The sequence below is a fragment of the Ruegeria sp. CG4 genome (assembly GCF_056537185.1).
Genome location: NZ_JBQFRB010000001.1, coordinates 1 through 13668, shown reverse-complemented (window position 1 = coordinate 13668; position 13668 = coordinate 1). Strand labels below are relative to the sequence as shown.

The window sequence follows — 13668 nt, the reverse complement described above, 5'->3', positions numbered from 1 at the left end:
GCTTGTCTGTCAGGCATACTAAAAAATGCGACACGAAAGACCGATGCGAAAGAAAAAAACAACAAACCTCCTGACCGAAGTAGAACTCGAGTTCATGAACGAACTCTGGGCGCTGGGTCAGGGCTCGGTCCGTGACGTGCTTGATTGTCTGCCACCAGAACGCAATCTGGCCTATACGTCCGGCGCGACGATCCTGCGCATTCTCGACGAGAAAGGTTTCGTCGAAAGCCGCAAAGACGGAAAAACGCTGATCTATAGACCGCTTCTGGAAAAAGACAGGTATCAGGCGCGTTCGCTTCAAAACCTGTCCCGCACATTGTTCGACGACACACCCGCCACGCTGGTGGCGCGTCTGGTCGATGACGCGGGGCTGAGCGAAGCCGATCTGGAGGAAATTCGGGCACTGGTAGAGAGGAGACTGCAAAATGACAGCGGTTAAACCGGTTCTCGATACATATCTCGAATTGAACATCGTGCTTGGCCTGTCCGCCCTTATCTGGCTGCTGGCCCGCGCGACGTTGGCGAAGACTCCGATGCGAAACAGCTTTGTCGCGCAGTTGCGCGCGCTCAAAACGCTGTGCGTTTGCGTGGTACTCAGTCCTCTGCTGGCGCTTGGCGCTTCGGCATTGGCGGGGCTGGCATGGCCCGGTCGCGCAGTGGCGCTGGGTGACATTGCGGTTGCCGCTTATCTGCGCGGCGAAATCGCGATGCCAGCGGTCCAGTTCGAGGCATTGCTCAACACCCGCGAACGCTGGATCGATCATATCGTTTCGGGTGAGTCTCTGGCTTTGATTATTGTCCTGATAGCTCTGGCGATGATCTCGGCGCTGTATCTTGTCCGCGCTGTGCGTGATGCGATTTCCATTCGCAACACGATCGGGACAAGTTTTCTGTGGCGCCGCTCTCGCAAAGTGGACATTCGCCTGTCGGACCGCATCACGGTGCCCTTCGCGGTGCGCGGTCTGCGCCGCCGTCACGTGGTTTTACCCAGTCACTTGCTGAATACGCCGCGTGAAATGCGGTTTGCTCTGGCACATGAGTTTCAACATATCCGCGCGGGTGACGTGGAATGGGAACTGGGGTTCGAACTGTTGCGCCCCGTTCTTTTCTGGAACCCGGCCTACCAGCTTCTGAAATATCAGTTCGACCGGTTGCGGGAACTGGCCTGTGATCAGTCGGTTGTTGCCCGCAAAGGGATCGACGCGCGCGACTATACGTCCTGCCTGCTTGATTATTGCGCCCGCACAGTCGCGATGCGGAACCCGAAGGTTCTGAATGTAGCACTGGTGTCAGGTGGAAAGGCCAAGCGGGTTTTGCAGCAGCGGGTGATCGCGCTGACCGACACGCAGGTGGCCACGGCTCCGCTGCCGGTTCTGTTTTTGGGTCTGACGCTGACTTTTGCAACCTTGCTCGCGCTTGGATCAGCCTCGCTTCGCCAGACACATGACTGGAGCCATGATCGTCTGATGCTGTCAACGGTTGTCAATCTGGAACGGCTGGAGGCCCGTAACCAGGGTAACTGATCCCTCAGATCACCAGCCGCGACGCCCGAACAGCGAGTGGATACGGTTTTGCCCTGTAAACGGGTCGATCTTCTGCGGGTGTGCCAGCCCTGCGACGACGCGTTCGACCAGAACCCATCCCACCAGGGCAAAGATTACCCCACCAAAGGCCTGTCCCAGCAACACGCCAGAAGCGCCCGCCAGCTTGGATCCGATAACGACAAAGACCCAAGTTCCAACGGTATGTCGCCCCCAGTTGATCCAGGTCGAATAGACCGGGTGCCCAAGATTGTTGAAACTGGCGTTTGCGACAAAAATCACTCCGTTAAAAAACGAAGCCAGCGCCAGCGGTCCGCAAAACAGGTAGATCAGCGTCCGTGTTTCGCCTTGCGCTGCAAACAAATCCGCGATTGGTGCACGCAGAAGAAACAGGATAGCCGCCATTGCCACGACGTATATCCCGGTAAACCGGATTCCGGCCCAAAAGGCGGCCCGCACACGATCATATCGTTCGGCCCCGAAGTTCTGCCCGATGATCGGACCGATCGAGCCTGACAAAGCAAACACCACAGAAAACGCCACCGGCATCAGGCGGCCGATCACGGCCATCCCCGCCACCGCGTCAGTTCCATATTGAGCAATTTCCCGAACTACGATGGCGTTTCCAATCGGAGTTGCGACATTGGTCAGAACCGCTGGAATTGCGATGGTTCGCACAGGGCGCAGATCGTGCGCAACCTGTGACAGCGATGGCCGCATAAAGCCCCGGTGCACGCGCAACGCGGGCAGTATCGCGGCTGCCAGCATACAAAGCCTTGCCAATACCGACGCAATTGCGGCGCCATCCAGTCCAAGCCCCACTGCGAAGATCAGAACGGGATCAAGGACGGCATTCACCAAACCGCCGTAGATCGTCGCCATCATCGAACGTCGCGCATCACCATGCGCGCGCAATACAGCCATCGCCGTCATGGCAACGGACATGACGCACATTGTCGGCAGGATGATCGAAACATAGCGGACCGAAAGCCTCAGCACCTCGCCCTCGGCGCCCAGAAGCGACAGTAGAAAGGTCAGGTTCATCAGAACCAAAGCCGAAATCAGGATACCACCAATCAGCCCCAGAACCGCGACACTGGATGCATAGTGGCGCGCCTGCTCTGGCCTGCCCGCGCCCAGTTCACGTGCAACGAGCGCCCCGGCAGAGATCGACAGCCCGATATTGATGGCGTTGGTAAAGAACAACAATGTCCCCGCATAGCCGACCGCCGCAGCCAGAGCGTCATTGCCCAGCATCGAGATGAATATCATGTCCACAAAGTCGACCGCGAAAATTGCCATCAGACCAATGCTGGTGGTCAAGGACATGCGCGTCACGTGCCGCATCAGGCTGCCGTTCAGAAAAACGGCGTCATTGCCGGACTGACCTGCCATGTTGTTCTTTGCTCCTGTTCAGGCGCTTTGTGTCACCTTGCAGCCGTTTGGGAAGGGGCGGCAACCCCAATTCACCTGAGGCCGCGCAGATCAGGAACAGTTGCGATAGGGTTCAGACAGCAGCTATTCCGCAGCCCGTCGCTGGTGGCGGAAAACGCTCTGCATGGCCGCCAGCGACCCTCTGGTCAGGCACCTTGTTTTACGGACAATATCCAATTCCGCACGATTTCGGCCTTGGGTGTCAGCTCCCGGGACTTCGACCAGACCAGGTAGATCCCCTTCCCTGTTTTCCAGGTCCACTCTGGCCGCGCGGCAAGCAGGCCCTGCTGAACCAATGGGGCAACAAGATGGTCCCACCCAAAGGCGAACCCCTCGCCCGCAATGGCGGCTTGAAGCACCAGTGCATAGTCATTCAGGCGCAGACCGCTGCGCGGCGGTATTTCCGTCACTCCGAACTCCCAGAACCACTGCCGCCACGAGGGGCGTTCGCGAATTGGTTCCTCAAGATGGATCAAGCGTTGGCTGAGAAGCCCCGGCACATTTCTGAGATTTACCGCTGCCGCCATCACCCGGGGCGACGCGACGGGATAGATCACTTCCTCGGCGATCAACGCACATTCGCAATCCGGCCAGTCTCCGGCCCCAAGTCGAATGGCCAGGCTGATCGTTTCCACATTCAGATCAGGCTCTCGATCGCTGGATTGCAGGCGCAGGTCGATATCCGGATGGATGCGCTGAAAAGACCCGATGCGCGGCAAAAGCCAATAGTTGTTGAATGCCGAAGACGCGCTGAGTGTCACGTGATCATTGCTGGCAAACTGCCGGATGGATTCGGCGGACTGCGCAAGCTGTTCAAACGCGCGTGTCACGTCGGCGAACAACTTGCTTCCAGCATTTGTCAGGCTGATCTTACGATGGCTACGCTGGAACAGAAGAACACCAAGCGAGCTTTCAAGTTGCTTGATCGCCATGCTGACCGCTGGTTGTTGAACGTTCAATTCCTGCGCCGCATGTGTGAACGATCCAGTCCTTGCTGCGGCCTCGAAAAAGACGAGGTGGCGCGGTGAGGACAGATGTGACCAAAGCTTTTGCATAAGCTGTGTTTATCTAATTCATCGAAATTTTCAAACGTCACAAATACCCACCCAAGCGATAATTTCAGGATAGACAGATTCAGAGAGAGCTTTCATGGCGCGCCGGGCACGCAGTTCAAGAACACGGGGAAATGCGCCAACTGGCGCACCGCCCTCACCCTATATTCGCCGCATCATCCCGCATTTCGATGTGCTTGATGAGGATCAGATCGTTCGGCTTGAGGAACAGGTCGACTGGATCCTGCAAGACGTGGGCATCGCCTTTCGCGACGACCCCGAGGCGCTTGCGCTTTGGAAGCGCGAAGGTGCAAAGGTTGACGGCGACATCGTGCGCGCGCCGGCCGATTGGATTCGCAACCTGTGCTCTCAAGCTCCGGCCGAGTTCACACAACTGGCCCGAAACCCGGACCGATCAGTCATTATTGGCGGCAAGCATCAGGTCTTCGCGCCGATTTACGGCGCCCCTTTTGTACGCGATCTCGAAGGTGGGCGCCGATATGGCGATATGGCCGCCTTCCGGGATCTTGTGCGACTAACTTATCTGCACCCGAACCTGCATCACGGCGGCTTCGTCACCTGTGAACCTTGTGACGTTCCGGTCAGCAAACGGCATCTCGACATGCTGTTCGCGCACATGACCCTCAGCGACAAACCGCATCTGGGCGCGATTACGGAAATGAGCCGCGCGCAGGACAGCGTCGACATGGCCGAAATCGTGTTCGGCGCCGACGTAATGGCCGATAACTGCGTCATCATGGGGAACGTGAACACGAACTCTCCACTTTTGGTGGACCGTGTGGTGACCGAAGCGGCACGGGTGTATTCAACCCGCGGGCAAGGCATGGTCGTGGTGCCCTTTATCCTTTCGGGGGCAATGGGGCCGGTCTCAACCGCGGCGTCCGTGGCACAGGCCATGGCCGAAGCGATGATGGTCTGTGCATATGTACAGTTGATCCGCCCCGGCGCGCCTTTTGTGCTGGGCAACTTCCTGTCGTCTATGTCGTTGAAATCGGGAGCACCCACTTTTGGAATGCCCGAACCTGTCATGTCGAACTATGCAATTGGTCAACTGGCGCGCCGCGCCGGGTTGCCGTTGCGGTGCGGCGGGTCCCTGACAGCATCGAAGATCGAGGACGCCCAAGCGGCATACGAAAGCGCGGATTCCATGCATTCCACCATGCTGGCAGGGGCAAATTTTGTCCTGCACTCGGCAGGCTGGCTGGAAGGCGGATTGTGCACTGGTTTCGAGAAGCTGATCATGGATGCGGACCGGCTTGGATCCTATCAGAAAGTCTTGTGCCAGGGGCTGGACACTTCAGACGACGCATTGGCCCGGGACGCATACGACGAAGTCGCCCCAGGCGGGCACTTTCTGGGATGCGGCCATACGATGCGCCACTACCAGACTGCATTCTACGAACCCAGGCTCAGCGACAGCGAGAATGTCGAAAGCTGGGAAGAAAACGGCTCGGAAGACATGCGCCAGCGCGCCCACGGTCGCTGGAAGCAGATGCTGAAAGAATATGAGGAACCTCCGATCGACGCCGCGCTGCGCGAAGAACTGGAGGCATTTGTCGCCAGACGCAAAGAGGAGCTGCCCGATGCCTGGTACTAGGAAAACAGCCAACGCGACGCCCCCTGCCAACGTCGTGACCGGAACCGCAATGATCGCGTGGGCAATGCAAAGAACACTTCGGACCCAACCCGGCCTTTCTTGAAACGCTTAAAGCTTAACCAAGGACACCTTCAATGCCCGAAATTCAAAAAGACGATACAGCCACAGGCAAACCGCTTCCTTCCCACGCCAAGGTTGTCGTCATTGGCGGCGGCGTCGTCGGATGTTCGATCCTTTTTCACCTTGCCAAGTTCGGGTGGAAGGATGTCGTACTGCTGGAACGCGATGAACTGACTTCCGGTTCAAGCTGGCATGCCGCCGGGCAGATACACACAATCAGTTCGGACCCCAACATAAGCCGCCTGCAAAGCTATACGATTGATCTGTACAAGGAAATCGAAGAGACATCGGGCCACTCGGTTGGCCTGCATATCACTGGGGGCTTCTACGCCGCGTCGACCAAGGAATGGTACGATTACCTCAAACGCGAACGTTCAAAGGCGCGGTACATGGGGCTCAATCAGGAATTCATAAGTCCAAGGGAACTGGCCGAGCGTCATCCGCTGATCGACCCCAAGCATTACCACGCAGCCCTTTGGGACGATCAGGACGGTGATCTTGACCCTTCGGGCGCGACCTATGCCTTTGCCAAATCGGCCCGTGTACACGGCGCGCAGTACTTTACCCATTGCGGTGTGACCGCGATGAGCCAGCGCCCGGACGGAAGCTGGGATCTGACGACACCGAAAGGCACGATCAATGCGGAACAGGTGGTCAATTGCGGTGGCCTCTGGGCCCGCGAAGTCGGCCAGATGTCCGGCATTCACCTTCCGGTACAGCCGATGGAGCATCACTACCTGATCACCGACAAGATCCCGATGATCGCCGAGCGCATGGAAAGCATGGGCGAAGCCGGTCGCCTGCCCGCGGGTATCGATTATGAGGCCAACATCTATTTCCGGCAGGAACGGCAGGGCATGTTGCTGGGCACCTATGAGCCAAAGTCGACCCCCTGGAAAGTCGGTGGGACCCCGTGGGATTTCGGCCACGAGTTGCTGCAGCCCGATCTCGACCGCATCGCCGAACGACTCGAAATGTCGTTCGAACGGATACCGGCAATCGGCGAGGCTGGCATCAAGGACATGATTAACGGGCCATTCACTTTCGGCCCGGACGGCAACCCGATGATCGGCCCGGTTCCGGGGATGAAGAACTATTGGGTCGCGGTGGGTGTCATGGCGGGGTTCTGTCAGGGCGGCGGCGTTGGTCTGACCATGGCGGAATGGATGATCGACGGAGAACCCTCGATCGATGTCTGGGCCATGGACGTCGCGCGGTTTGGCGAGTTTGCGACGCCGGACTGGGGAACCGTCAAATCGGCCGAAAACTACGAACGCCGCTTTGTCATGACCTTCCCCAACGAGACCCTTCCCAAGGGCCGGATGCAGAAAACCACCGCGCTTTACGATCGTTTGGTCGCGAAGGGTGCCTTGATGGATCAGGGCTTTGGACTTGAAAACGCCCAGTGGTTTGCGGACGGTCCCGAGGACGCCCACGAGGATCCGACTTTCGAGCGCAACCGCTCGTTCGATTATGTCAAACGCGAGGTGGACGCCGTGCAGAATGCCGTCGGCGGCATCGAGATTGCCAACTTCGCCAAGCACGAGTTCAAAGGCAAAGGCGCGCGCGCGTATCTGGACCGTATTGTGGCAGGCTATGTTCCTAAACCCGGCCGCCTGACCCTGACGCCGATGCTGACCCCAAAAGGCAAGCTTTACGGTGACCTGACCGTTGCCTGCCTGGCCGAGGATCACTTTATGCTGTTTGGGTCGGGCGCGATGCAGGAAGCGCACCGCCGCTGGTTCGAAAAGGATCTGCCGGATGATGTCATTTACGCCAATGTTTCAGACGACTGGCACGGGATAGCGCTGTCCGGTCCCAAGTCACGAGAGCTGTTGTCGCGTATCACCCGCACCGATGTCAGCGCTGACGCCATGAAATTCCGCGATCTGCGACAAACCTTCGTGGGCGGGGTTCCGGTCATTTTGAACCGTATCAGTTTCTCGGGCGAGCTTGGTTTTGAACTCTACTGCCGCCCCCAATACCTGTTGCGGCTTGCCGAAACGATCGAGGGTGCCGGGGCTGATCTGGGCTATCGCTGGTATGGCGCACGTGCGCTCATGTCGATGCGGCTTGAAAAAGGCTGGGGTGTCTGGACCACGGAATTCCGGCCGGATTTCAATGCAGTGGAAAGCGGAATGGATGTCTTCATCAACTGGAAGAAAGATTTCGTCGGCAAGCAGGCGACCGAAGGTTTCCGTGCCGAGGGTGTGAAACAAAAGCTTGTGACCATAACAATCGACGTCGAAGGGATCGATGTCTCCAGCGACGAAGCAATCCTGAAGGATGGCGCGGCGGTAGGTTACGTCAGCTCAGGCGGATATGCGCACCGGATGGGTAAATCCATGGCGATGGGCTATGTCGCGTCGGAGCACGCAGCGCCCGGAACGGTCCTTCAGGTGGAAATCCTCGGCGAGTTCTACGATGCCGAAGTGCTTGGCGGCCCGCTTTACGATCCCAACGGCGCCAATATGCGATGCTGAAATTTTGTACGGGGCGCCCGCCTGGGCGCCCTTCGCAATTCTGACGGAACCAGCGGAGTTCAGGTGGTCCCTGAACTCCATCGCAGCAATGGCTGTGTTTCGTCGCCGGATTATCCGGCGAACGCCATACGATCAGCCGCAAAACGAGCCTCACTCATTCAGGCGCTGACTTCGAAGAATAGTAATATGCGATCGCCTGAGCGCGGTTTTTGACGGACAGTTTTTCATAAATATTGGACAGATGAAATTTGACCGTATTCGTCGATATTTGCAGCTCTTTCGACAGGTCACGATTTGACAGTCCTTTGGCCAAAGCCTCCAGGATCGCGCGTTCTTTGCGCGACAGGCCATGAATCGGATCCTGATGCATTTTCCGGACATCGATGAAGGGAAACACCATCTTGCCGGCGGCAACGTCGGCGCAGGTTTCAAGCAAACCCTCCACTTCACCTGACCGTGGGGCAAATCCTGCGGCCCCGGCCTGCATGGCCAACCTGGGAACGTCGCCGGCCTCGTCGCCATACACAATGAAACGGGGTGCGTTTTGCTGTTCACGCAGCACCTCGATCAGTTTGGCAGCACCCAAAATCGGCAGGTTCCACGCCACGACGCAGACCTGCACAGGCACCCGCATGACCGCGCCCAGAAACCCCTCGGCTGTGGCGGACGTGGCCACCAAAGAGAATCGCGGATCACGTTCAAAAATCTCCGACATCGCAGACAGGACGAGCGGATTGTTGTCGGCCAGCATGACGTCAATCGGGTATCGGGGTTTTTCAGTCATTTGATTTTCCGCCCAAAATTCTCAAAACCTACCCATTTTGGTAGGTTATATCTCAGTACACCTTTGTATTCTTACACTAATGGGTAGGTTTTTTCCCACCCAATTAGATGCCCAAAAGCAGTATTAAGTTACGTTGCGCGTTCGGGCAAGTTGCAGTTTTGCTGATCGTCAACGCGATACACGGGCTCTGCCAATCATCCCGTAGCTGAGGAGGATCACAAATGACGTTCCAGGTTTATCCCCCGCTGGAAATCCCCGAGACCCTGGCGGCCGGACCCGGCCCCGGCAATACAGACGCCCGCGTCCTGCAGGCGTTTTCCAGCGCTGGCGTTGCAGACCACATGCAAGGCGATGTTTTGCGCGGAATGGTCGAATGCAAATACATGCTGCGCGAAATCTGGGGTACCGACAACGCCTATACCTTCGCCGTCGCCGGCACCGGTTGGAGCGCGCTGGACACCATGTTCTCGGCCGTGATGCCGGGCGACAAGGTTGTCGCGTTTTCGAACGGTACGTTTTCGGGCATCGACTCGCTGACCCTGCGGATCAAGGCCGCGACACCGCAGGAACACGCCTCCAGCCCGCTGGACCCGCAGGCGGCAAGCGTTGTTGTGATCGAAGTGCCTCATGGGCAACCGGTTACGGGTGAAATGGTTGACAAGGCTCTGGCTCGCCACAAACCGAAATGGGCCTTCATGGCGCATTGGGAAACCGGATCGGGGCGCATCAACGATCTGCGCGGTTTCTCGGATGCCTGCGAACGTCATGGGGCAATGGGCCTGATCGACGCGGTTTCTTCCTTGGGCGTCGAGGATTTCCGGATTGATGATTTTCCCGGGATCGCAGGCTGGGCATCCTGCCCGCAGAAAGGCCTGTGCTGCCTGCCACTGACCTACGCGCCGGTCAGCTTCACCGACTCGTATATCAATTCGCTGAAGGCGACGGGTGCATATACCTATGTCCACAACCCGATTTTCGAAGCCCGCCACTGGGGCATCGTCGACGGGCAGGATGTCGAAAAGGGAACCTATCACCGCACACATTCGGGCTACGCCGTTGCCGCATTTCACGAGTCGCTGCGCCTGACCCTTCAGGAGGGGCTGGCCAAGCGATCCGCGTCATATCGCACACACGAATGCGTTCTGCGCGACGCTGTGACCGCGCTTGGTTGCGAAGTGACCTCGGACATGCCCAGCCTTGTCGTTCTCAATCTGCCAACAGAACTGGCAGGTCGTGAAATGGAACTTGTTCAGAATTGCCGGGCGCGCGGGTTTGGCATCTGGCCCACGCTCAGCGCCCCGGTGCAGGTTCGCATCGGCATTCTGAACCAGCTCAACCATCAGGCCGTCAGCCGCATCGTGCGCCTGTTCTCCGAAGCTCTGCATGAGTTGGGAGGCACAGTCGATTTCGAAGAAATCGAGGCGCTGCTGGAAAGCCGCTACGGCACATCAATTGCCGCGTAATCGCACTGCATGAACGGGAGGAATGCAGATGGATATTCATGAATACCAGGCCAAAGAGGTCCTTTCGAAGTTTGGGGTCGATGTCCCGCCGGGTGCATTGGCCTACAGCCCCGAGCAAGCCGCCTACCGCGCTCGCGAGCTTGGCGGCGACAAGTGGATCGTCAAGGCGCAGGTGCATGCAGGCGGGCGCGGCAAGGCTGGCGGCGTCAAGCTGTGCAACACTGAAAGCGAGATCTACGAGGCCTGTGACAACCTGTTCGGGCGCAAGCTGGTTACGCATCAGACCGGCCCGGAAGGCAAAGGCGTCTACCGCGTATATGTAGAAGCCGCCGTGCCCATCGACCGCGAGATTTACCTGGGTTTCGTACTTGATCGCTCCAGCCAGCGGGTGATGATTGTCGCGTCGTCCGAAGGCGGAATGGAGATCGAGGAGATTTCGGCCGAACGCCCGGACAGCATCGCACGCTCAATCGTGGAACCGGCTGTAGGGTTGCAGGAATTCCAGGCGCGCGAGATCGCCTTCGAACTGGGGCTTGAGCCGCGACTGGTGCAGCAAATGGTCCGCACCCTTCAGGGCTGCTATGCCGCATTCAGCGAATTGGACGCGACCATGGTCGAGATCAACCCTTTGGTCATAACCGGCGATGATCGCGTTCTGGCGCTGGACGCCAAGATGAGCTTTGACGACAACGCCCTGTTCCGTCACCCGCAGATTGCTGAACTGCGCGACAAAAGCCAGGAAGACCCCCGTGAAAGCCGCGCGGCCGATCGTGGCCTGTCCTATGTCGGCCTCGAAGGCAATATCGGCTGCATCGTGAACGGTGCCGGTCTGGCCATGGCCACGATGGACACCATTAAGCTGGCCGGTGGGGAGCCTGCGAACTTCCTCGATATCGGCGGCGGTGCTTCACCCGAGCGGGTCGCCAAGGCCTTCCGCCTGGTTTTGTCGGACAGCAATGTTCAGGCGGTTCTGGTCAACATCTTTGCTGGAATTAACCGCTGTGACTGGGTTGCAGAAGGTGTCGTGCAGGCATTGCGCGAACTGGACATCGACATTCCTGTCATCGTGCGTCTGGCCGGTACGAATGTCGAAGAGGGTCAGAAGATTCTGGCCAAATCCGGTTTGCCGATCATCCGTGCAACCACCCTGATGGAAGCCGCCGAACGCGCCGTTGGCGCATGGCGCAACGACCTGTCCCAAAACACCAAGATGAGGGCTGTGTAATGAGCATTCTTCTCGACCGCGACAGCCGCGTTATCGTTCAGGGTATCACCGGACGCATGGCGCGTTTTCACACCAAGGACATGTTGGAATACGGCACCAATGTTGTCGGCGGCGTGGTCCCCGGCAAAGGTGGCGAAACCGTCGAAGGTGTGCCAGTTTTTGACACCGTCAAACAGGCCGTCGAGGCCACAGGTGCCGATGCCAGCCTTGTCTTCGTTCCGCCACCGTTTGCAGCGGATTCGATCATGGAAGCGGCGGATGCCGGCATCCGCTATTGCGTCTGCATCACCGACGGCATCCCCGCGCAGGACATGATCCGGGTCAAACGCTACATGTACCGCTACCCGCGCGACAAGCGCATGGTGCTGACCGGGCCGAACTGCGCCGGAACAATCAGCCCGGGCAAGGCGCTGCTGGGTATCATGCCCGGCCATATCTACCTGCCGGGCAATGTGGGAATCATCGGGCGCTCGGGCACGCTGGGCTACGAGGCTGCAGCGCAGCTCAAAGAACGCGGAATCGGTGTGTCTACCAGCGTCGGCATCGGTGGCGACCCAATCAACGGTTCGTCCTTCCGTGACATCCTTGAACGGTTCGAACAGGACGAAGACACCGAGGTCATTGCCATGATCGGTGAGATCGGCGGCCCGCAAGAGGCCGAAGCGGCGGAATATATCCGCGACCACATCACCAAGCCCGTGGTGGCTTATGTCGCGGGTCTGACAGCCCCCAAGGGCCGGACCATGGGCCATGCAGGTGCGATCATTTCGGCCTTTGGCGAAAGTGCCTCGGAAAAGGTTGAAATCCTTTCTGCCGCAGGCGTGACCGTGGCAGAAAACCCCGCAGTCATCGGCGAAACGATCGCCCGCGTCATGGGAAAGGCCGCGTGATGGTAAAACCTTCAGTCCTTGTAACACGCCGCTGGCCTGCCGCGGTCGAGGCGCAACTGGCCGAAAGCTATGACACCGTGCTGAACACCGGAGACAAACCCATGTCTCCGGCCGAAATACGCGATGCGCTGAAACGGTATGACGCGGTGTTGCCGACCGTGACCGACACACTCAGCGCCGAGGCGCTGGATGTGCCTGCCGCGCAGACCAGGATTTTGGCCAATTATGGTGTCGGCTACAGTCACATCTGCGAACCGGCAGCCCGCGATCTGGGTATGACTGTCACCAACACACCCGACGTGCTGTCCGAATGCACCGCCGATCTGGCCATGACCTTGCTGCTGATGGTGGCCCGTCGTGCGGGTGAAGGCGAACGGGAACTGCGCGCCGGAGGCTGGTCCGGCTGGCGCCCTACCCATCTGGTTGGCACCAAGGTCAGTGGCAAGACACTGGGCATTATCGGTTTTGGCCGCATCGGTCAGGAAATGGCCCGCCGCGCCCATCATGGCTTCGGCATGAAGATCATCGTGCAGAACCGCAGCCAGGTATCGCCGGACGTTCTGGGCCAATGCAACGCCGTTCAGGTGGACACGGTGGACGAACTGCTGCCGCAATGCGATTTCGTCTCACTGCACTGCCCTGGCGGCGCGGCGAACCGCCACCTGATCAACTCGCGCAGGCTGAGCCTGATGAAACAGGACGCCTTCCTGATCAACACCGCGCGCGGCGAGGTGATTGACGAATGGGCGCTTATTCAGGCCCTGATGTTCGACATGATCGGCGGTGCTGCGCTGGATGTGTTCGACGGCGAACCACGTATCAGCCCGGACCTTCTGCAATGCGACAATCTGGTGATGCTGCCGCACCTTGGCAGCGCCACCCGCGAAGCGCGTGAAGCCATGGGGTTCAGGGTTCTCGACAATCTCAGTGACTTCTTTGCCGGCCGCCCGCCCCGGGACCGTGTAATCTGACCTTTTCCCTCACTTCCTCCCGCCGGTGATCCCGTCGGGAGGCCTTTTTCAGGAGGTTTCCACGTGAACGCCCCCCACCGCACAAAT

General features: G+C 58.7%; 11 protein-coding genes. 8 read left to right on the top strand and 3 right to left on the bottom strand.

Going from position 1 to position 13668, the window contains the following annotated elements; genetic code table 11:
• The first annotated feature begins 43 nt into the window (after window positions 1-43).
• A complete protein-coding gene (locus ACR0J2_RS00055; RefSeq protein WP_170616654.1) occupies window positions 44-439 on the top strand; it encodes a BlaI/MecI/CopY family transcriptional regulator in 396 nt (131 codons plus the stop codon).
• Complete coding sequence (locus tag ACR0J2_RS00050; RefSeq protein WP_170616656.1) at window positions 426-1523, top strand: M56 family metallopeptidase; 1098 nt, start codon at window positions 426-428, stop codon at window positions 1521-1523. Before ACR0J2_RS00055 ends, ACR0J2_RS00050 begins: the two co-directional genes overlap by 14 nt.
• 9 nt (window positions 1524-1532) lie before the next feature.
• Here ACR0J2_RS00050 and ACR0J2_RS00045 read toward each other — a convergent pair whose 3' ends face one another.
• A complete protein-coding gene (locus ACR0J2_RS00045; RefSeq protein WP_480811328.1) occupies window positions 1533-2936 on the bottom strand; it encodes an MATE family efflux transporter in 1404 nt (467 codons plus the stop codon).
• Window positions 2937-3121: 185 nt separating this feature from the next.
• A complete protein-coding gene (locus ACR0J2_RS00040; protein WP_480811327.1) occupies window positions 3122-4030 on the bottom strand; it encodes a LysR substrate-binding domain-containing protein in 909 nt (302 codons plus the stop codon).
• 94 nt (window positions 4031-4124) lie between these two features.
• Between ACR0J2_RS00040 and ACR0J2_RS00035 the strand changes: the two genes are divergently transcribed.
• Both ACR0J2_RS00035 and ACR0J2_RS00030 read left to right on the top strand, forming a co-directional pair.
• Window positions 4125-5645, top strand: a complete 1521-nt coding sequence (locus ACR0J2_RS00035) for a trimethylamine methyltransferase family protein (protein WP_480811326.1) — start codon at window positions 4125-4127, stop codon at window positions 5643-5645.
• Window positions 5646-5779: 134 nt separating this feature from the next.
• Window positions 5780-8248 (top strand): GcvT family protein, encoded by a 2469-nt coding sequence (locus ACR0J2_RS00030; protein ID WP_480811325.1) that lies wholly within the window; start codon window positions 5780-5782, stop codon window positions 8246-8248.
• Window positions 8249-8402: 154 nt separating this feature from the next.
• Here the strand turns inward: ACR0J2_RS00030 and ACR0J2_RS00025 are convergent, their stop codons facing one another.
• Window positions 8403-9032, bottom strand: a complete 630-nt coding sequence (locus ACR0J2_RS00025) for a response regulator transcription factor (RefSeq protein ID WP_321253760.1) — start codon at window positions 9030-9032, stop codon at window positions 8403-8405.
• A gap of 221 nt (window positions 9033-9253) precedes the next feature.
• On the opposite strand from ACR0J2_RS00025, the gene ACR0J2_RS00020 reads away from it, so the two are divergent.
• The 4 genes from ACR0J2_RS00020 to ACR0J2_RS00005 are packed head-to-tail and all read left to right on the top strand — an operon-like array spanning window position 9254 to window position 13581.
• On the top strand, window positions 9254-10495 hold the full coding sequence (locus ACR0J2_RS00020; RefSeq protein ID WP_480811324.1) for a pyridoxal-phosphate-dependent aminotransferase family protein: 1242 nt from the start codon (window positions 9254-9256) through the stop codon (window positions 10493-10495).
• Window positions 10496-10523: 28 nt separating this feature from the next.
• Window positions 10524-11720, top strand: coding sequence for a malate--CoA ligase subunit beta (locus ACR0J2_RS00015; protein WP_480811323.1), 1197 nt, complete (start codon window positions 10524-10526; stop codon window positions 11718-11720).
• Window positions 11720-12610, top strand: a complete 891-nt coding sequence (gene sucD / locus ACR0J2_RS00010) for a succinate--CoA ligase subunit alpha (protein ID WP_170616669.1) — start codon at window positions 11720-11722, stop codon at window positions 12608-12610. The genes ACR0J2_RS00015 and sucD overlap by 1 nt, the downstream gene beginning before the upstream one ends.
• Window positions 12610-13581 (top strand): 2-hydroxyacid dehydrogenase, encoded by a 972-nt coding sequence (locus ACR0J2_RS00005; RefSeq protein WP_170616671.1) that lies wholly within the window; start codon window positions 12610-12612, stop codon window positions 13579-13581. Before sucD ends, ACR0J2_RS00005 begins: the two co-directional genes overlap by 1 nt.
• Window positions 13582-13668: the final 87 nt, after the last annotated feature.